Origin of the sequence: Pseudomonas sp. P42, assembly GCF_017973755.1 — a bacterium.
Lineage (GTDB): Bacteria > Pseudomonadota > Gammaproteobacteria > Pseudomonadales > Pseudomonadaceae > Aquipseudomonas > Aquipseudomonas iridis.
The window spans coordinates 279,648-298,402 of record NZ_JACOPU010000007.1 but is presented as its reverse complement, the minus strand read 5'-3'; the positions used below and the strand labels follow the sequence as shown (position 1 = coordinate 298,402).

General features: G+C 59.7%; 17 protein-coding genes. 10 read left to right on the top strand and 7 right to left on the bottom strand.

Annotated elements, in window-relative coordinates:
- Positions 1-291 precede the first annotated feature (291 nt).
- From H8B20_RS23485 to H8B20_RS23470, 4 genes are all read left to right on the top strand, one after another.
- Positions 292-1,554 (top strand): ATP-binding protein, encoded by a 1,263-nt coding sequence (locus tag H8B20_RS23485; RefSeq protein WP_042557634.1) that lies wholly within the window; start codon positions 292-294, stop codon positions 1,552-1,554.
- Complete coding sequence (locus H8B20_RS23480; RefSeq protein WP_042557635.1) at positions 1,547-2,107, top strand: response regulator transcription factor; 561 nt, start codon at positions 1,547-1,549, stop codon at positions 2,105-2,107. The genes H8B20_RS23485 and H8B20_RS23480 overlap by 8 nt, the downstream gene beginning before the upstream one ends.
- Positions 2,108-2,203: 96 nt before the next feature.
- A complete protein-coding gene (locus tag H8B20_RS23475; RefSeq protein ID WP_210624765.1) occupies positions 2,204-3,931 on the top strand; it encodes an ABC transporter ATP-binding protein/permease in 1,728 nt (575 codons plus the stop codon).
- A gap of 183 nt (positions 3,932-4,114) precedes the next feature.
- A complete protein-coding gene (locus H8B20_RS23470) occupies positions 4,115-4,864 on the top strand; it encodes a FadR/GntR family transcriptional regulator (RefSeq protein WP_210624764.1) in 750 nt (249 codons plus the stop codon).
- 4 nt (positions 4,865-4,868) lie between these two features.
- On the opposite strand, the gene H8B20_RS23465 is transcribed toward H8B20_RS23470, so the two are convergent.
- Entirely contained in the window at positions 4,869-5,243 is a 375-nt protein-coding gene (locus tag H8B20_RS23465; protein WP_210624763.1) for a hypothetical protein, read from the bottom strand.
- Between the two features lie 269 nt (positions 5,244-5,512).
- Here H8B20_RS23465 and kdgD point away from each other — a divergent pair, with 269 nt between their 5' ends.
- From kdgD to H8B20_RS23440, 5 genes are all read left to right on the top strand, one after another.
- On the top strand, positions 5,513-6,424 hold the full coding sequence (kdgD, locus tag H8B20_RS23460) for a 5-dehydro-4-deoxyglucarate dehydratase (protein WP_042557640.1): 912 nt from the start codon (positions 5,513-5,515) through the stop codon (positions 6,422-6,424).
- A 60-nt stretch (positions 6,425-6,484) separates the two neighbouring features.
- The gene (locus tag H8B20_RS23455; RefSeq protein ID WP_115147466.1) at positions 6,485-7,930 is read left to right on the top strand and encodes an aldehyde dehydrogenase family protein; all 1,446 of its coding nucleotides are present in this window, start codon (positions 6,485-6,487) and stop codon (positions 7,928-7,930) included.
- A gap of 71 nt (positions 7,931-8,001) precedes the next feature.
- Complete coding sequence (locus tag H8B20_RS23450) at positions 8,002-9,453, top strand: MFS transporter (protein ID WP_210624824.1); 1,452 nt, start codon at positions 8,002-8,004, stop codon at positions 9,451-9,453.
- A gap of 11 nt (positions 9,454-9,464) precedes the next feature.
- Positions 9,465-11,018: a galactarate dehydratase gene (garD, locus tag H8B20_RS23445; protein WP_210624762.1), complete on the top strand. Its 1,554-nt coding sequence runs from the start codon at positions 9,465-9,467 to the stop codon at positions 11,016-11,018.
- A 111-nt stretch (positions 11,019-11,129) separates the two neighbouring features.
- Complete coding sequence (locus H8B20_RS23440; RefSeq protein WP_210624761.1) at positions 11,130-12,071, top strand: AEC family transporter; 942 nt, start codon at positions 11,130-11,132, stop codon at positions 12,069-12,071.
- An 85-nt stretch (positions 12,072-12,156) separates the two neighbouring features.
- On the opposite strand, the gene H8B20_RS23435 is transcribed toward H8B20_RS23440, so the two are convergent.
- The 6 genes from H8B20_RS23435 to gatC form a co-directional block, all read right to left on the bottom strand.
- Positions 12,157-12,534, bottom strand: coding sequence for a carboxymuconolactone decarboxylase family protein (locus H8B20_RS23435; protein WP_042557645.1), 378 nt, complete (start codon positions 12,532-12,534; stop codon positions 12,157-12,159).
- The gene (locus tag H8B20_RS23430) at positions 12,531-13,592 is read right to left on the bottom strand and encodes a calcium/sodium antiporter (protein WP_210624823.1); all 1,062 of its coding nucleotides are present in this window, start codon (positions 13,590-13,592) and stop codon (positions 12,531-12,533) included. Before H8B20_RS23430 ends, H8B20_RS23435 begins: the two co-directional genes overlap by 4 nt.
- A 46-nt stretch (positions 13,593-13,638) precedes the next feature.
- The gene (locus H8B20_RS23425) at positions 13,639-14,013 is read right to left on the bottom strand and encodes a septal ring lytic transglycosylase RlpA family protein (RefSeq protein WP_042557646.1); all 375 of its coding nucleotides are present in this window, start codon (positions 14,011-14,013) and stop codon (positions 13,639-13,641) included.
- A 148-nt stretch (positions 14,014-14,161) separates the two neighbouring features.
- Complete coding sequence (gene gatB / locus H8B20_RS23420; RefSeq protein WP_042557647.1) at positions 14,162-15,607, bottom strand: Asp-tRNA(Asn)/Glu-tRNA(Gln) amidotransferase subunit GatB; 1,446 nt, start codon at positions 15,605-15,607, stop codon at positions 14,162-14,164.
- A 10-nt stretch (positions 15,608-15,617) separates the two neighbouring features.
- Positions 15,618-17,069, bottom strand: coding sequence for an Asp-tRNA(Asn)/Glu-tRNA(Gln) amidotransferase subunit GatA (gene gatA, locus H8B20_RS23415; RefSeq protein WP_047299769.1), 1,452 nt, complete (start codon positions 17,067-17,069; stop codon positions 15,618-15,620).
- Positions 17,070-17,085: 16 nt separating this feature from the next.
- Positions 17,086-17,373, bottom strand: a complete 288-nt coding sequence (gene gatC / locus H8B20_RS23410) for an Asp-tRNA(Asn)/Glu-tRNA(Gln) amidotransferase subunit GatC (protein WP_007901429.1) — start codon at positions 17,371-17,373, stop codon at positions 17,086-17,088.
- 211 nt (positions 17,374-17,584) lie between these two features.
- Here gatC and mreB point away from each other — a divergent pair, with 211 nt between their 5' ends.
- Entirely contained in the window at positions 17,585-18,622 is a 1,038-nt protein-coding gene (gene mreB, locus H8B20_RS23405; protein WP_002555108.1) for a rod shape-determining protein MreB, read from the top strand.
- Positions 18,623-18,755 lie beyond the last annotated feature (133 nt).

Below are 18,755 nucleotides of genomic sequence, written 5' to 3'. Positions count from 1 at the left end.
GGTGTTGGTTCGGGCCTGCGTGAAACCATCAGACTCTAGCTTTTATGATCCGGTTCGCCCAGTTACAACTTCTATACAGATGCCATGGGGCTGCTGCGCAGCCCTTCGCGAGCAGGCTCGCTCCCACCTTTGACATGCGTTCCCCTGTGGGAGCGAGCCTGCTCGCGAAGGCGGCCTTATAGCCGCCGAAAATGTTTTCGCCATGTGGTCGTTTGCCGCACTTTCGCCTCTGGAGGCCGCGGCTTGGTTATACTCCGTGCGATCCGCCTGGAGCGCTCATCAGGAGAGCTCATGCTCGCCCCCGTACAATTGACTTCCGCCACTCGCCAGAACCTCTGGCGGCTGACTTTCATCCGCACGCTGGTGCTCGCCGCGCAGGCCGGTTCCGTAGGTCTGGCCTATTGGCTGGAGCTGTTGCCGTTGCCGTGGGTGCAACTGGCGATGACCCTCGGCTGCTCGATATTGCTGTGCGCGTTCACCGCGGTGCGCTTGCGTACTTCATGGCCGGTGACCGAGCTGGAATACGCCCTGCAACTTGCCTGTGATCTGGTTATCCACAGCGCGCTGCTGTATTTCTCCGGCGGTTCCACGAACCCGTTCGTTTCCTATTATCTGGTGCCGCTGACCATTGCTGCGGTGACGCTGCCATGGCGCTATTCGGTGATCCTGTCCGGCATCGCGCTGGCCTTGTACACCGTGATGCTGACGCGGTTCTATCCGCTGGAAACCCTGCCTGTCGCCCGCGAAAACCTGCAGATCTACGGCATGTGGCTCAGCTTCGCCCTCGCGGCGGCGGTGATCACTTTCTTCGCTGCGCGCATGGCTGAAGAGTTGCGTCGTCAGGAAGAGCTGCGTGCGATTCGCCGCGAAGAAGGCCTGCGCGATCAGCAATTGCTCGCCGTCGCCACGCAAGCTGCCGGTGCCGCCCATGAACTGGGCACGCCGCTGGCGACCATGAGCGTGTTGCTCAAGGAGATGCAGCAGGATCATCCCGATCCGCTGCTGCAGGACGACCTGAAAGTGCTGCAGGATCAGGTCAAGTTGTGCAAGGAGACCTTGCAGCAACTGGTGCGCGCCGCCGAAGCGAACCGTCGTCTGGCGGTGGAGATGCAGGACGTCACCGTCTGGCTCGACGAAGCGCTGAACCGCTGGCACCTGATGCGTCCGGAAGCCAGTTATCGCTTCCACTGTCTCGGTCAGGGCACAGTGCCGCGCATGGCGCCGCCGCCGGATCTGACCCAGGCCCTGTTGAATCTGCTCAACAACGCCGCCGATGCCTGCCCGGAAAACCTCAAAGTGACGCTGGACTGGGACACGGAAAACCTGACCATCAGCATTCGCGATCACGGCGCCGGTGTGCCATTGGCCATCGCCGAGCAGATCGGCAAACCATTTTTTACCACGAAGGGCAAAGGTTTCGGCCTGGGCCTGTTTTTGAGCAAGGCCAGCGTGACACGCGCCGGCGGCTCAGTGAAACTCTATAGTCATGAGGAAGGCGGCACGCTCACCGAGCTGCGCCTGCCCCACGGCGCCCGAGGAGACCAACATGAGTGACGAAATCCAAGTCGAAGGCGAAGAACTGCCGCATTTGCTGCTGGTCGACGATGACGCGACCTTCACCCGAGTGATGGCCCGTGCCATGGCCCGCCGCGGCTTTCGCGTCAGCACTGCAGGTTCTGCCGAAGAAGGTATTACCATCGCGCAGGCCGATATCCCTGACTACGCCGCGCTCGACCTGAAAATGGACGGCGATTCCGGTCTGGTGCTGTTGCCCAAGCTGCTGGAACTGGACCCGGAAATGCGCGTGGTGATCCTTACCGGTTATTCGAGCATTGCCACCGCTGTCGAGGCGATCAAGCGCGGCGCCTGCAACTACCTGTGCAAACCGGCCGATGCCGACGATGTCCTGGCCGCGCTGCTCTCCGAGCACGCCGACCTCGACAGCCTGGTGCCGGAAAACCCGATGTCGGTCGACCGCCTGCAGTGGGAACACATCCAGCGCGTGCTCACCGAGCACGAAGGCAACATTTCCGCCACTGCCCGCGCATTAGGCATGCACCGCCGCACCCTGCAGCGCAAACTGCAGAAGCGCCCGGTTCGTCGCTGAACCAGCGCTGAACGACCATCGCCAGCCCTCGCGATAAAACGCGCCGATCATCTATGATCGGTGCGTGTCTGTTCTTATCTATATTGAGCCTTATCCATGAATCAGAACGCTGAATACTCCGCGGTCAACGATGCTGTGCACGGGCAGTTTTTTCGCAAAGTTTGGGCGATCATCACGCCTTATTGGCGCAGTGAAGAGAAGGTCCAGGCCTGGACGCTGCTGATTGCGGTGATAGTGCTCTCGCTGCTCAGCGTGGGCATCTCGGTGTGGTTTAACACCTGGTACAAGGACTTTTACAACGCGTTGCAAAAGAAGGACGAGGCGGCGTTCTGGCAGCTGATTCTGTATTTCTGTGCGATAGCGGCGGTCGCGATTGTCGGAGCGGTGTACCGGCTTTACTTGACCCAGATGCTGACGATTCGCTGGCGGGCCTGGCTCACTGAAAAGCATTTCTCGCGTTGGCTCGCCGACAAGAACTACTACCAGCTGGAGCAGGGCGGTTATACCGATAACCCGGACCAGCGAATTTCCGAAGACCTCAATAACTTCACCTCCAACACCCTTGAACTGGGTATCGGGCTGCTGCGCAATATTGTCAGCCTGGTGTCGTTCTCGATCATTCTGTGGGGCGTGTCGGGCAGCATCGAAGTCTTTGGCATCACCATTCCCGGCTATATGTTCTGGTGCGTGCTGGTTTACGCCGTGGTCGGTAGCTGGTTGACGCATTTGATCGGTCGTCGTTTGATCGGCCTGAACAACCAACAACAACGCTTTGAAGCCGACCTGCGCTTTTCCATGGTGCGGATTCGCGAGAACGCCGAAAGCATTGCGTTGTACAACGGCGAACCGAACGAAAATCGTCGGTTGAGCGCTCGCTTCGGGAATGTCTGGCACAACTTCTGGGACATCATGAAAGTGTCCAAGCGCCTGACCTTCTTCACCGCCGGTTACAGCCAGGCGGCCATCATCTTCCCGTTCATCGTGGCCTCGCCGCGGTATCTCGCCGGCAAGATCGAACTCGGTGAGCTGATGCAGATCAGCTCGGCATTCGGCAACGTTCAGGAGAGCTTCAGCTGGTTCATCAGTGCGTACCAGAGCCTCGCTTCCTGGCGCGCCACCTGTGATCGTCTGCTGAGTTTCCGTCAAGCCATGACCGACAATGAACAACGTGCGCCAGCTATTGATGTGCAGAATCAGGGCAGTGAATTGAAAGTCCACAACCTGGGGCTCGATCTGGCCGACGGTCGTCACTTGCTGACCAACGCCGACATGACCGTCGAACCGGGTGATCGCGTGATGCTCAGCGGCCGTTCCGGCAGCGGCAAGTCGACGTTGTTGCGGGCGATGGGGCACTTGTGGCCAGCGGGGCACGGCAGCATTCGGCTGCCGGCGGCGCGTTATCTGTTCCTGCCACAAAAACCGTACCTGCCGATCGGCACCCTGCGCGAGGCCTTGAGTTATCCACAGGCGGGTGACACCTATTCAGCAGAACGTTACGCGCAAGTGCTGGAAACCTGCCGCTTGCCGCATCTGGTCGCCCGTCTGGATGAAGCCAACCACTGGCAGCGGATGCTTTCGCCCGGTGAACAGCAACGCCTGGCCTTCGCCCGCGCGATGCTTTATGCACCGCACTGGCTGTACATGGATGAAGCGACTTCGGCGATGGACGAGGAAGACGAAGCCACGCTGTACCAGGCACTGATCGATCAGTTGCCGGGTTTGAGCATTGTCAGTGTCGGTCACCGCAGCAGCCTCAAGCGGTTCCACCCACGGCATGTGCGAATCGACAGCGGCCACTTGGTTGAGCAAACAGTGACCGCCTGATCCACACAAATCCCCTGTAGGAGTTGCCGCAGGCTGCGATCTTTTGATCTTGTTTATAAAATCAAAGTCAAAAGATCGCAGCCTGCGGCAGCTCCTGCAGGGCCGATGTGATCCGGCCGGTGATCGTACAACCCGGTTGAGCTATGATGCCCACAAGCCGAACTTTCGAGACAACATGCAACCATGGAAAACCTGATCGACACCCCGCGCTTCCCACGCAAGCGCCGCAGCCTGGCTCAGGAATTGGTGACGGTGCTCAGCGAGCAAATCCGTGACGGCCTGCTCAAGCGTGGCGATAAATTGCCTACCGAGTCGGCGATCATGGAAGCCCATGGCGTCAGCCGCACCGTGGTGCGCGAGGCGATTTCCCGGTTGCAGGCCGCAGGCCAGGTAGAAACCCGCCATGGCATCGGCACTTTTGTGCTCGACACACCGAGCCCGAGTGGTTTCCGGATCGATCCGGCCACCGTCGTCACCCTGCGTGACGTGTTGGCCATTCTTGAATTACGCATCAGCCTTGAGGTGGAATCCGCCGGGCTTGCCGCGCAACGTCGCAGCCCCGAGCAATTGGCGACGATGCGCGCTGCGCTCGATGCGCTGAACGACAGCGTTTCCCACGCCAGTGACGCCGTCGCCTCGGACTTCGCTTTCCATCTGGAAATCGCCCTGTCCACAGGCAACCGCTATTTCACCGACATCATGACCCACCTGGGCACCAGTATCATTCCGCGCACGCGGCTGAATTCCGCGCGTCTGGCCCATGATGATCAGCAGCATTACATGAGTCGCTTGAGTCGTGAGCACGAAGAAATCTACGAAGCCATTGCCCGCCAGGATTCCGATGCAGCGCGTGCGGCCATGCGTCTGCACCTGACCAACAGCCGCGAAAGACTGCGCCAGGCCCATGAAGAGGCGCAAGCGCAGCGGGGTTAGTCGCTCACGCTTCGATCCGTAGCAGCAACGGCTCTGAATAGGGCTCCAAGCTGGACTCGTCCTGAAATTTGTAGCGCAGTTCGACTTCCGAATGCAGGTACGACAGTAGTACCTCTTTCGGAATGTGCAGTTCGATACCCGTCAGTTTTTCCATCTCGTCCTCGGCGTCTTCCCAGGTGCCAGTGTTGACTTCTTCGCTCGCCCATTCGGGCTCCTCGGGGTCATCGCCCAGAATCGCGTAGACGCTCCAATTCGCCGCGAAATCGCTGGAATCGGGCACTTGCACGATCAGTTCGTCGCTTAATGCCGACAGGTTCACGGTTGCCGTTTCAGGCGAATGAGGCAGAAATTGCGGGAGTTCGGGTGGGGCAAAATCCATCGTGGCGCTCTCCATGCGAGGTGTGCCGTGATCCATTCACGGCGGGTTTGCACGGTACGAGAATCCCGCCTGTCTCGTTTTAAACCGTCTATTTCCATTTATTGCAAAGCTGCGGCGCGTCTTCGAAAACAATCTTGTCCGACAAAAAAGCCCTCACAACGATGAAATGCAGTTGACGGTTATTTTTTAAGTTGTACGATGACCTACAACCTCGGCGAATAGCTGAACGATCCAATCACAAAAAACGTTGCTACCAGGGTGTTCGAATAATGAATCCACAAGAACTGAAGTCCATCCTCTCTGCCGGCCTGCTGTCTTTCCCGGTGACCGATTTCAACGCGCAGGGCGATTTCAACCGCGCGGGCTATATCAAACGTCTGGAATGGCTGGCCCCGTATGGCGCTTCGGCCCTGTTCGCCGCCGGTGGCACCGGTGAGTTCTTCTCCCTGGCCGCCAGCGAATACTCGGAAATCATCAAGACTGCCGTCGACACCTGCGAAACCAGCGTGCCGATTCTGGCGGGCGTGGGCGGTTCGACTCGTCAAGCCATCGAATACGCACAGGAAGCCGAGCGTCTGGGCGCCAAAGGTCTGTTGCTGCTGCCGCATTACCTGACCGAAGCCAGCCAGGACGGTGTCGCCGCTCACGTTGAAGCCGTGTGCAAATCGGTGAAGATCGGCGTGGTGGTTTACAACCGTAACGTTTGCCGCCTCACCGCGCCGCTGCTGGAGCGTCTGGCCGAGCGTTGCCCGAACCTGATCGGTTACAAGGATGGCCTGGGTGATATCGAGTTGATGGTGTCGATTCGTCGCCGCCTCGGTGATCGCTTCAGCTACCTGGGGGGCTTGCCGACCGCCGAAGTCTACGCCGCCGCCTACAAGGCGCTGGGCGTGCCGGTTTACTCCTCGGCGGTGTTCAACTTCATTCCGAAAACCGCGATGGATTTCTACCACGCCATTGCCCGCGAAGATCACGCCACTGTCGGCAAGATCATCGATGACTTCTTCCTGCCATACCTCGACATCCGTAACCGCAAGGCCGGTTATGCCGTGAGCATCGTCAAGGCAGGCGCAAAAATCGCCGGCTATGACGCGGGCCCGGTGCGGGCGCCGCTGACCGATCTGACTGGCGAAGAGTACGAAATGCTCGCCGCGCTGATCGACAAGCAAGGTGCGCAATAACACCCGAAAAAACCAAGGCCGCTGAGCAATCAGCGGCCTTTTGCGTGAGGAGCGATTTCAGTGACTGATTCAAAACGCTACGACAACTACATCAACGGTGAATGGGTCGCCGGTTCCGATTACTCGGCCAACATCAACCCGTCCGAGCTGAGCGACACCATCGGCGACTACGCCAAGGCTGATCTGGCTCAGGTCAACGCTGCCATCGACGCTGCGCGCGCAGCGTTCCCGGCCTGGTCGACTTCGGGTATTCAGGCTCGTCACGATTCGCTGGATAAGGTCGGCTCGGAAATCCTCGCCCGTCGCGAAGAACTCGGTACGTTGCTGGCCCGGGAGGAGGGCAAGACCCTGCCCGAAGCCATCGGCGAAGTGACCCGCGCCGGTAACATCTTCAAGTTCTTCGCGGGGGAATGCCTGCGTCTGTCCGGCGATTACGTGCCGTCGGTGCGCCCGGGCGTCAACGTCGAAGTCACCCGCGAAGCACTGGGTGTGGTCGGTCTGATCACCCCGTGGAATTTCCCGATCGCCATTCCATCGTGGAAGATCGCTCCGGCCCTGGCCTACGGCAACTGCGTGGTTTTGAAACCTGCCGATCTGGTACCGGGCTGCGCTTGGGCGCTGGCCGAAATCATCTCCCGCGCGGGCTTCCCGGCCGGCGTGTTCAACCTGGTGATGGGCAGCGGCCGTGTGGTCGGCGAAGCATTGGTCAACAGTCCGAAAGTCGATGGCATCAGCTTCACGGGTTCTGTCGGTGTTGGCCGTCAGATCGCGGTCAACTGCGTATCGCGCCAGGCCAAGGTCCAGCTGGAAATGGGCGGCAAGAACCCGCAGATCATTCTCGACGACGCCGACCTCAAGCAAGCGGTCGAGTTGTCGGTGCAGAGTGCGTTCTACTCCACCGGCCAACGTTGCACGGCGTCGAGTCGTTTGATCGTCACCGCCGGGATTCACGACAAGTTCGTCGAAGCCATGGCCGAACGCATGAAGTCGATCAAGGTCGGCCACGCGCTGAAATCCGGCACCGATATCGGTCCGGTGGTTTCGCAGGCACAGCTTGAACAGGACATGAAATACATCGACATCGGCCAGTCCGAAGGTGCGCGTCTGGTCAGCGGCGGCGGTCTGGTGACCTGCGACACCGAGGGTTACTTCCTCGCGCCAACGCTGTTTGCCGACAGCGAAGCATCGATGCGCATCAGCCGCGAAGAGATTTTCGGCCCGGTGGCCAACATCGTCCGCGTCGCCGATTACGAGGCTGCGCTGGCCATGGCCAACGACACCGAGTTCGGCCTGTCGGCCGGTATCGCTACCACGTCGCTGAAGTACGCCAACCACTTCAAACGTCATTCCCAGGCCGGGATGGTGATGGTCAACCTGCCGACTGCCGGCGTGGATTACCACGTTCCGTTCGGTGGCCGTAAGGGTTCGTCCTATGGATCACGTGAGCAAGGTCGCTATGCGCAGGAGTTCTACACGGTCGTGAAAACCAGCTACATCGGCTCCTGATCCAGCAATACCTGTGGGAGCTGGCTTGCCAGCGATAGCATCATCGCGGAGTGACTGATACACCACGTCGCCTGCATCGCTGGCAAGGCAGCTCCCACAAAAGCCAGACCAAAGAAGATTCACCCGCGCATAAAAATAATCAGTGGGAGTACATCTACATGCAACCGACTCAAAAGCCGACCCACGTCCGCTATTTGATCCTGCTCATGCTGTTTCTGGTGACCACGATCAACTATGCCGACCGCGCGACCATTGCGATCGCCGGTTCCAGCCTGCAAAAAGACCTCGGCATCGACGCGGTCACCCTCGGCTATATCTTCTCCGCATTCGGTTGGGCCTACGTGGCCGGGCAGATTCCCGGCGGCTGGCTGCTCGATCGCTTCGGCTCGAAAAAAGTCTATGCCCTGAGCATTTTCACCTGGTCGCTGTTCACCGTGCTGCAAGGCTTTGTCGGTGAGTTCGGCATGTCCACGGCGATTGTTGCGCTGTTCATGCTGCGCTTTCTGGTGGGCCTGGCCGAGGCGCCGTCCTTCCCCGGCAACGCACGCATCGTCGCGGCCTGGTTCCCGACCGCTGAACGCGGCACCGCTTCGGCGATCTTCAACTCGGCGCAATATTTCGCCACTGTGTTGTTCGCACCGCTGATGGGCTGGATCGTCTACAGCTTCGGCTGGGAACACGTGTTCATCGTCATGGGTATCCTCGGCATCGTCTTCTCGCTGATCTGGCTGAAGGTTATCCACAGCCCGCGGGAACACCCGAGCATCAACGATGCGGAGTTCAAGCACATCGCTGATAACGGCGGCATGGTCGACATGGACCAGCGCGGCAAAAAATCCGATGGCCCGAAATGGGACTACATCCGCCAGTTGCTGACCAACCGCATGATGCTCGGCGTGTATTTGGGCCAGTACTGCATCAACGGCATCACCTACTTCTTCCTGACCTGGTTCCCGGTTTATCTCGTGCAGGAACGCGGCATGACCATCCTCAAGGCGGGTTTCATCGCTTCGTTGCCGGCGATCTGCGGCTTTATCGGTGGTGTACTCGGCGGGGTGATTTCCGATTACCTGCTGCGCAAGGGTCACTCGCTGACCTTCGCCCGCAAGGCACCGATCATCGCTGGCCTGCTGGTTTCCAGCAGCATCGTCGCCTGCAACTATGTTGATGTTGAGTGGATGGTCGTGGGCTTCATGGCGCTGGCATTTTTCGGCAAAGGCGTTGGCGCACTGGGTTGGGCAGTGGTTTCCGACACGTCGCCAAAACAGATCGCCGGTCTGAGCGGTGGCCTGTTCAACACTTTCGGCAACATCGCTTCGATCACCACGCCGATCGTGATTGGCTACATCATCAGCTCCACCGGTTCGTTCAAATGGGCGCTGGTGTTCGTGGGTGCCAACGCACTGGTGGCGGTGTTCAGCTATCTGGTGATCGTCGGCCCGATCAAACGTGTGGTGCTCAAAGAGCCGCCAACCACTGGCGGTGCTGAAGCCAGCGGCAAATTGTCTCAAGCGCATTCCTGAGGAGCGATGTCATGCAGTTGATTGAACATTCCGACTCGCCGCGCTACATCCGCCTGCACGAGCGGGACAACGTAGTGATTGTGGTCAACGACCAAGGCGTACCGGCCGGCACCGAGTTTCCGGACGGTCTGGTGACTGTGGATTTCGTGCCGCAGAGCCACAAGGTCACCCTTGAGGACATTGCCGAGGGTGGCCAGGTGATTCGCTATGGCCAGATCATTGGCTACGCGTTGCAGCCGATTCCGCGCGGCAGTTGGGTCAAGGAAGATCAACTGCGCATGCCGACCGCGCCACCGCTCGACAGCCTGCCGCTGTCCACCGAGGTGCCGCAGGCGCAGGCGCCGCTGGAAGGTTTCACGTTCGAGGGTTACCGCAATGCCGACGGCACCGTCGGCACGCGCAACATTCTCGGGATTACTACCACCGTGCAGTGCGTGACCGGCGTGCTCAATCACGTGGTAAAGCGCATCAAGGACGAGCTGCTGCCGAAGTATCCGCACGTCGATGACGTGGTGGCGCTGACCCACAGTTACGGCTGTGGTGTGGCGATCACTGCCACCGACGCCTACATCCCGATCCGCACCGTGCGCAATCTGGCACGCAACCCGAACCTGGGGGGCGAAGCGCTGGTGATCAGTCTGGGCTGCGAGAAATTGCAGGCCGGGCAGGTGATGCACGAGGACGATGCTTCGGTCGATCTCAGCGATCCATGGCTGTATCGCTTGCAGGATTCCAGTCACGGTTTTACCGAGATGATCGAGCAGATCATGGCGTTGGCGGAGGTGCGTCTGAAGAAACTCGACCAGCGCCGCCGCGAAACCGTGCCGGCTTCTGAACTGATCCTGGGTATGCAGTGCGGCGGCAGTGATGCGTTTTCCGGGATCACCGCTAATCCGGCGCTGGGTTATGCCTCGGACTTGCTGTTACGGGCGGGGGCGACGGTGATGTTTTCCGAAGTCACCGAAGTGCGCGACGCGATTTATCTGCTGACCTCTCGGGCGCAAACCAAAACCGTCGCCGAGGAACTGGTGCGCGAAATGGATTGGTACGACCGCTATCTGGCCAAGGGTGAAGCGGATCGCAGTGCCAACACCACGCCAGGCAACAAGAAGGGCGGGTTGTCGAACATCGTCGAGAAGTCGCTGGGTTCGATCGTCAAATCCGGCAGCAGCGCGATCAATGGTGTCCTTGGCCCAGGCGAGCGTTTCAAGCAGAAGGGTTTGATTTTCTGTGCGACGCCAGCCAGTGATTTTGTCTGCGGCACGTTGCAACTGGCGGCGGGGATGAACCTGCATGTGTTCACCACCGGGCGCGGCACGCCTTACGGGCTGGCGATGGCGCCGGTGGTGAAGGTGTCGACACGCACGGAGCTGGCGCAGCGCTGGCCTGATCTGATCGATATCGATGCCGGGCGGATTGCGACCGGAAGGGCGACTATCGAGGAGCTGGGTTGGGAGTTGTTCCACTACTACCTGGATGTTGCCAGCGGCAAACAGCAGACGTGGGCGGAGAAGCACAAGCTGCATAACGACATTACGTTGTTTAATCCGGCGCCGATTACCTGAGACCGGGTTATCGTTCTTCGCGAGCCTGCTCGCGAAGGCGATCCCACAGACGCCGGAGGTCTTGTGGCTTATCATTAGCCCCCTAACGACGCTCACCCAAGGCTCCCCGGCATGCTGGCAATCTTCCTCGAAACCCTGAACATCACCGCGCCGGTGTTTGCCATGCTGTTTCTCGGTGTGCTGCTCAAGCGCATCGACTGGATCAACGACAACTTTATCCACACGGCATCGTCGCTGGTGTTCAACGTCACCATGCCGGCGCTGCTGTTCCTCGGCATACTGCATGCCGACCTGCACGCCGCGTTGCAACCGGCACTGTTGATCTACTTCTCGATTGCCACGCTGGTGAGTTTTGCCGTTGCTTGGGGCTGGGCGATTTTCAAGTGTCCGCGCGAAGATCGCGGCATCTATACCCAAGGCGCGTTTCGCGGCAATAACGGTGTGATCGGCCTGGCACTCGCCGCGAGCATGTATGGCGATTACGGGATTTCGCTTGGGGCGATTCTCGCGGCGCTGGTGATCCTGTTCTACAACACGCTCTCGACCATCGTGCTGGCGGTCTACAGCCCGGTGATCAAATCCGACCCGTGGAGCATCTGCAAAAGTGTGTTCAGCAATCCGCTGATCATCAGCGTGATTGCGGCGGCGCCGTTTGCCTACTTCAAGATCAGTCTGCCGGGATGGCTGGAAACCTCCGGCCAGTATCTGGCGCAAACCACCTTGCCGCTGGCGTTGATCTGCATTGGCGGCACGCTGTCGCTGGCGGCGCTGCGCAAGAGCGGCAACATGGCGCTCAGCTCAAGTCTGGTGAAGATGATCGGCTTGCCGGTGCTCGCGACCCTTGGCGCATGGTTATGTGGTTTTCGCGGGGCGGAACTGGGGATTCTGTTCCTGTACTTCGGCAGCCCGACGGCGGCAGCCAGTTTTGTCATGGCCCGGGCGGCGCAGGGTAATCATGAACTGGCGGCGGCGATTATTGTGCTGACCACGTTGATGGCGGCGATTACCACCAATCTCGGGATCTTCATTTTGCAGTGGGGCGGGTGGATCTGAAGGGCAAGACCAAAGGATCGCAGCCTTCGGCAGCTCCTACAGGGGAGCGCATTTCACTGTAGGAGCTGCCGAAGGCTGCGAGCTTTTAGCTTTTCTGGTAACTGTCGATCACTTCCTGCGCCGCCCGAAACGCATCAATCGCCGCCGGGACCCCGGCGTACACCGCGCAATGCAGCAGCGCTTCGCGAATCTCTTCGACGGTGCAGCCATTGTTCAATGCACCGCGCACATGGCCCTTCAGCTCTTGCGGGCACTTCAACGCGGTCAGCGCGGCGAGGGTAATCAGGCTGCGGGTTTTCAGCGGCAGACCTTCGCGATTCCACACGCCACCCCAGGCATGTTCATTGACGAAATCCTGCAACGGCTGGGTGAATTCGGTGGCATTGCCCAAGGCGCGATCAACGAACACATCGCCCATTACCTGACGGCGGACTTCAACCCCGGACTTCTTCGATTCGGTCATGGCATATCCCTCTTGTGGTGTTGGCGGCGCCAGGCGCGTACGGACGTGAACAGCAGAAACGCCAGCAGCGGCGGCAGAACGTAAAACAGCATCAGCCGCTCCAGCTTGCCGGCCAGTGGCATGCCGGTGGTGAACGACACCACGTGCAGCCCGTATACCAGATAAAAACCGAGCAGCAGCAGACCTTCGACGCGGGTCACGCGGTAGCCGGAATAGAACACCGGCAGGCACAACACGGCGACCCCGAGCATCACCGGCAGGTCGAAATCCAGCGCATTGGGCGAGACAGACAAAGGCATCGGTGCGATCAGTGCAGTAAGCCCAAGCACCCCAAGCAGATTGAACAAGTTGGCACCGATCACGTTGCCCACGGCGATGTCCCGCTGCCCGCGCAGAGCCGCAATCAGCGACGTCGCGAGTTCTGGCAGCGAAGTGCCGACAGCAACGACGGTCAGGCCGATCACTCGCTCGGAGAATCCAAGGTCAGTGGCCACCACGACAGCGGCGCCCAGCAACAGGCGTCCAGCGAACACCAGCATGGCCAGGCCGACAATGATCATCAGCACACTGACGAACCACGATGCCGGCGCCGTTTCAGGGTGTTCCGCATGCGGTCGTGCCGAATGCCGCGACTGGCGCAACAGCAAACCCAGGTACAGCGCCAGTGCGCTCAGCAACAGGATGCCGTCGAGGCGCCCGAGCTCTTCATTCCAGGCCAGCAAGAACACCAGCAGACTGGCGCCGATCATCAGCGGAATGTCGAGGCGCACCAACTGCCGCGACACGCGCAACGGAATGATCAGCGCCGACAGGCCGAGGGTCACCAGAATATTGAAGATGCTGCTGCCGATCACGCTACCGACCGCAATGTCCGGGGTATGCGCCTGTGCCGCTTGCAGGCTGACGGCCATTTGCGGCGCACTGCTGCCAAACGCGACCACGGTGAGACCGATGATCAGTGGCCGCACATGCAGGCGAGCAGCCAGGCGCACTGCCGCACGCACCATCAGTTCGGCGCCGAAGATCAACAGGCACAGCCCGGCGAACAGTTCGATCAGGCTGATCAGCGGCAAATCGGCTAGGGCGAAAATGGTCGGCGCTCCATCAGTCGTCGAGGGCCTGCACACGAACCCGTGCAGTGCCGCTGCGCAGCATACCGAGTTGTTCGGCGGCTTTGCGGGACACATCGATCAAGCGTCCACGGGTGTGCGGGCCGCGATCGTTGATACGGACCACGACGGATTCATCGTTTTTCAGGTTGGTGACTTTGACCCGGGTACCAAAGGGTAGCTGGCGATGGGCGGCAGTCAGGGCATTCTGGTTGAACGCTTCGCCACTGGCGGTGCGTTTACCGTGGTGTTTGGCTCCGTAATAGGAGGCGACGCCGGTCTGGTCGTAACCATGCGGGTCGATGATGTCAGTGCTGGCGCAACCGGCGAGTAAGGAGAGCAGGGCGCAGGCGCCTAGCAGGTGTTTCATTCGAAAGTTCCCAAATAACAATGTGGGAGCGAGCCTGCTCGCGAAGAGGCCATCACATTCAATACTTTATTGGATGCCATGACGCTTTCGCGAGCAGGCTCGCTCCCACAGGGATCGGAGCCAGGCTTTGGCTCTGGCTCCATTGTGGTCAGCCTTCGAGCTTGCTTTTCAGCAGTTCGTTCACTTGCTGCGGGTTGGCCTTGCCTTTGGAGGCTTTCATGGCCTGACCGACGAAGAAGCCGAACATCTTGCCGCGTTTGGCTTCGTCTGCCGCGCGGTATTGCTCGACCTGCTCGGCGTTGGCCGCGAGCATTTCGTCCAGCACCGCCGAGATCGCGCCGCTGTCGGTGACTTGCTTCAAGCCGCGTTTTTCGATGATCTCGTCCGCGCTGCCTTCACCGTTGGCCATCGCTTCGAACACAACCTTGGCGATCTTGCCAGAGATGGTGTTGTCTTTGATGCGCTGCAGCATGCCGCCCAATTGCTCGGCCGAAACCGGTGACTCGTCGATGTCCAGGCCTTGCTTGTTGAGCAGGCTGCCCAACTCGACCATCACCCAGTTCGCCGCCAGTTTGGCGTCGCCGCCGATGGCTGCGACTTTCTCGAAGTAATCAGCTTGTTCGCGGCTGGTGGCCAAAACGCTGGCGTCATAGACCGACAGACCGAATTGCTCCTGGAAACGCTCGCGTTTCTGTGGAGGCAGTTCCGGCAGGGTGGCGCGCACCTCACCGAGGAACGACTCTTCGATGACCACTGGCAGCAGGTCCGGGTCGGGGAAGTAACGGTAGTCGTTGGCTTCCTCTTTGGAACGCATCGGACGGGTTTCGTCCTTGTTCGGATCGTACAGACGGGTCTGCTGGATCACTTTGCCGCCGTCTTCGATCAGCTCGATCTGACGCTGGATCTCGGAGTTGATCGCCTTCTCGATGAAACGGAACGAGTTGACGTTCTTGATCTCGCAGCGTGTGCCGAACTCAACCTGGCCTTTCGGACGGATCGACACGTTGCAGTCGCAACGCAGCGAACCTTCGGCCATGTTGCCGTCGCAGATGCCCAGATAACGGACCAGCGCGTGGATCGCCTTGACGTAAGCCACGGCTTCCTTGGCGCTGCGCATGTCCGGCTCGGAAACGATTTCCAGCAGCGGCGTGCCGGCGCGGTTCAGGTCGATGCCGGTGGCACCGTTGAATTCTTCGTGCAGGCTCTTGCCGGCGTCTTCTTCCAGGTGCGCGCGGGTGATGCCGACACGTTTGACCGTGCCGTCTTCCAGCGCGATGTCCAGGTGGCCCTTGCCGACGATCGGCAATTCCATCTGGCTGATCTGGTAGCCCTTCGGCAGATCCGGGTAGAAGTAGTTTTTACGCGCGAACACGTTGTGCTGACCGATCTCGGCGTCAATTGCCAGACCGAACATCACCGCCATGCGCACTGCTTCCTGGTTCAGCACCGGCAATACGCCGGGCATGCCCAGATCGATCAGGCTCGCCTGAGTGTTCGGCTCGGAGCCGAACGTGGTCGAACTACCGGAAAAGATTTTCGACCGGGTGGTGAGCTGGGTATGAATCTCCAGCCCGATCACGACTTCCCATTGCATGTGTGTCTCCTCAGAAGCCGGTTGGGGTGCGGGTGTGCCAGTCGGTGTTCAACTGGTACTGATGCGCAACGTTGAGCAAACGGCCTTCCTGGAAATACGGAGCGAGCAGTTGCACGCCGACCGGCAGACCGTCGACAAAACCAGCCGGCATCGACAGGCCCGGCAGGCCTGCGAGGTTGGCGGTGATGGTGTAGACGTCTTCCAGATAGGCCGCGACCGGGTCGCTGTTCTTGGCGCCGAGTTTCCAGGCCGGGTTCGGCGTGGTTGGGCCGAGGATGATGTCGACTTCATTAAAGGCAGTCATGAAGTCGTTCTTCACCAGGCGGCGAATCTTCTGCGCTTTGAGGTAGTAGGCATCGTAGTAACCGGCGGACAGCGCGTAGGCACCGACCATGATCCGGCGCTGTACTTCAGGCCCGAAGCCTTCGCCACGCGAGCGCTTGTACAGGTCGATGAGGTTTTCCGGGTTCTCGCAGCGATGGCCGAAACGCACGCCGTCGAAACGCGACAGGTTCGAGGAGGCTTCTGCCGGCGCGATCACGTAGTACGCAGGAATCGCGTGCTGCATGTTCGGCAGGCTGATTTCCTTGATCACGGCACCGAGCTTCTGCAGCTCTTTGATACTGTTCTGGATCAGCTCGGCAATGCGCGGGTCGAGACCGGCGCTGAAGTATTCTTTCGGCACACCGATGCGCAAGCCTTGCAGCGATTCGTTCAGGCTGGCGGAGTAATCCGGCACAGGCTCATCGATGCTGGTGGAGTCGTTCTGATCGAAACCGGCCATACCTTGCAACATAATTGCGCAGTCTTCGGCAGTGCGCGCCAACGGCCCGCCCTGATCGAGGCTGGAGGCGTAGGCGATCATGCCCCAGCGTGAAACACGACCGTACGTCGGTTTCAGGCCGGTGAGGTTGGTGAACGCGGCTGGCTGACGGATCGAGCCACCGGTGTCAGTGGCGGTGGCCGCTGGCAACAGACGAGCGGCAACGGCCGCCGCCGAACCACCGGACGAACCGCCCGGCACGTGTTCCAGATTCCACGGGTTTTTCACCGCGCCGTACCAGCTCGACTCGTTGGCCGAACCCATGGCGAATTCGTCCATGTTGGTCTTGCCCAGGGTCACGGCGCCGGCAGCGGCCAGTTTGGCGACCACGGTGGCGTCGTACGGAGCCTTGAAGTTGTCGAGCATCTTCGAGCCGCAACTGGTGCGAATGCCCTGGGTGCAGAACAGGTCTTTGTGGGCGATCGGCGCACCCAGCAGGGCGCCGCTCTCACCATTGGCCCGGCGTGCATCAGCGGCTTTCGCCTGCTCGAGGGCCAGCTCTTCGGTGAGGCTGATGAAACTGTTGAGCTGCGGATCGAGCTGGGAAATACGCGCCAGCAGGACTTTGGTCAGCTCTTCGGAGGAAAACTTTTTATCGGCAAGACCACGAGCGATCTCGGCCAGAGTCATTTGATGCATTGCAGGCTCATTCCCTTTAGTCGATGACTTTCGGAACCAGATACAGGCCGTTTTCGACCGCTGGTGCGATGGACTGATAGGCCTCGCGGTGATTGGTTTCGGTCACGACATCGGCGCGCAGGCGCTGACTGGCTTCCAGCGGGTGGGCCAATGGCTCGATACCGTCGGTATTAACAGCCTGCATTTCGTCGACCAGACCGAGAATGCTGTTGAGGGCCGAGGTGATGTGCGGAAGATCGGCATCATTAAGGCCAAGGCAGGCCAAATGCGCGATTTTTTCCACGTCGGAGCGTTCTAGTGCCATCGGGATTCTCCAGTGGAAAACAGAACGGACGGCGTCCGTGTGTTAGATTGTCGGAACACTACCGCACTTCTACGGTCATAAGGCCGCGATTGTGGGGCTTGGTGCACAGAAAAGCGGCCAATTTAACATATTGGCGCCTTGCCCAAAATCCCTGTCGTTGTTAGAGTTTGCCGCACTTTTTTACCCACGCGTTGCCTAGGGTCCCTTTCCCATGTTCAAGAAACTGCGTGGCATGTTTTCCAGCGATCTTTCCATTGACCTGGGCACTGCCAACACCCTTATTTACGTGCGCGAGCGCGGTATCGTTCTGAATGAGCCATCGGTTGTGGCCATTCGGACACACGGTAATCAGAAAAGTGTCGTTGCTGTCGGCACCGAGGCCAAGCGCATGCTCGGTCGTACGCCGGGCAACATTGCTGCCATTCGTCCGATGAAAGACGGCGTGATCGCCGACTTCAGCGTCTGCGAAAAGATGCTGCAATACTTCATCAACAAGGTTCACGAAAACAGCTTTCTGCAGCCTAGCCCTCGTGTGCTGATCTGCGTTCCATGCAAATCCACCCAGGTTGAGCGTCGTGCCATCCGTGAATCGGCCCTCGGTGCCGGTGCCCGTGAAGTGTTCCTGATCGAAGAGCCGATGGCTGCAGCGATCGGTGCCGGCCTTCCGGTAGAAGAGGCGCGCGGCTCGATGGTCGTCGATATCGGTGGTGGTACCACTGAAATCGCCCTGATCTCCCTGAACGGTGTGGTCTACGCCGAGTCCGTGCGCGTAGGTGGAGACCGCTTCGACGAAGCGATCATCACTTATGTGCGCCGTAACTACGGCAGCCTGATCGGTGAATCCACCGCAGAGCGCATCAAGCAGGAAATCGGTACGGCCTACCCGGGCGGCGAAGTTCGCGAAGTCGACGTTCGCGGTCGTAACCTGGCCGAAGGCGTTCCACGCGCATTCACCCTGAACTCCAACGAAGTGCTGGAAGCTCTGCAAGAGTCCCTGGCCACCATCGTTCAGGCAGTGAAGAGTGCTCTGGAGCAATCGCCGCCGGAACTGGCTTCCGACATCGCCGAGCGTGGCCTGGTGCTGACCGGTGGTGGCGCGCTGTTGCGTGACCTCGACAAGTTGCTGGCCCAGGAAACCGGTCTGCCGGTGATTGTTGCCGAAGATCCGCTGACCTGTGTTGCTCGCGGCGGTGGCCGTGCATTGGAAATGATGGATAAGCACACCATGGATCTGCTCTCGAGCGAATAAGTCGCAGGGGCAATACGTGGGTGAGCGCACAGGCAGCACTTTGCAGTGCTGCCTGTTGGCGTTTATCTTCTGTCAGTCTTCATCCAGGCCGGTTTGATGCCGTATGAATAAACAGAACATTTGCCTGGGAGGA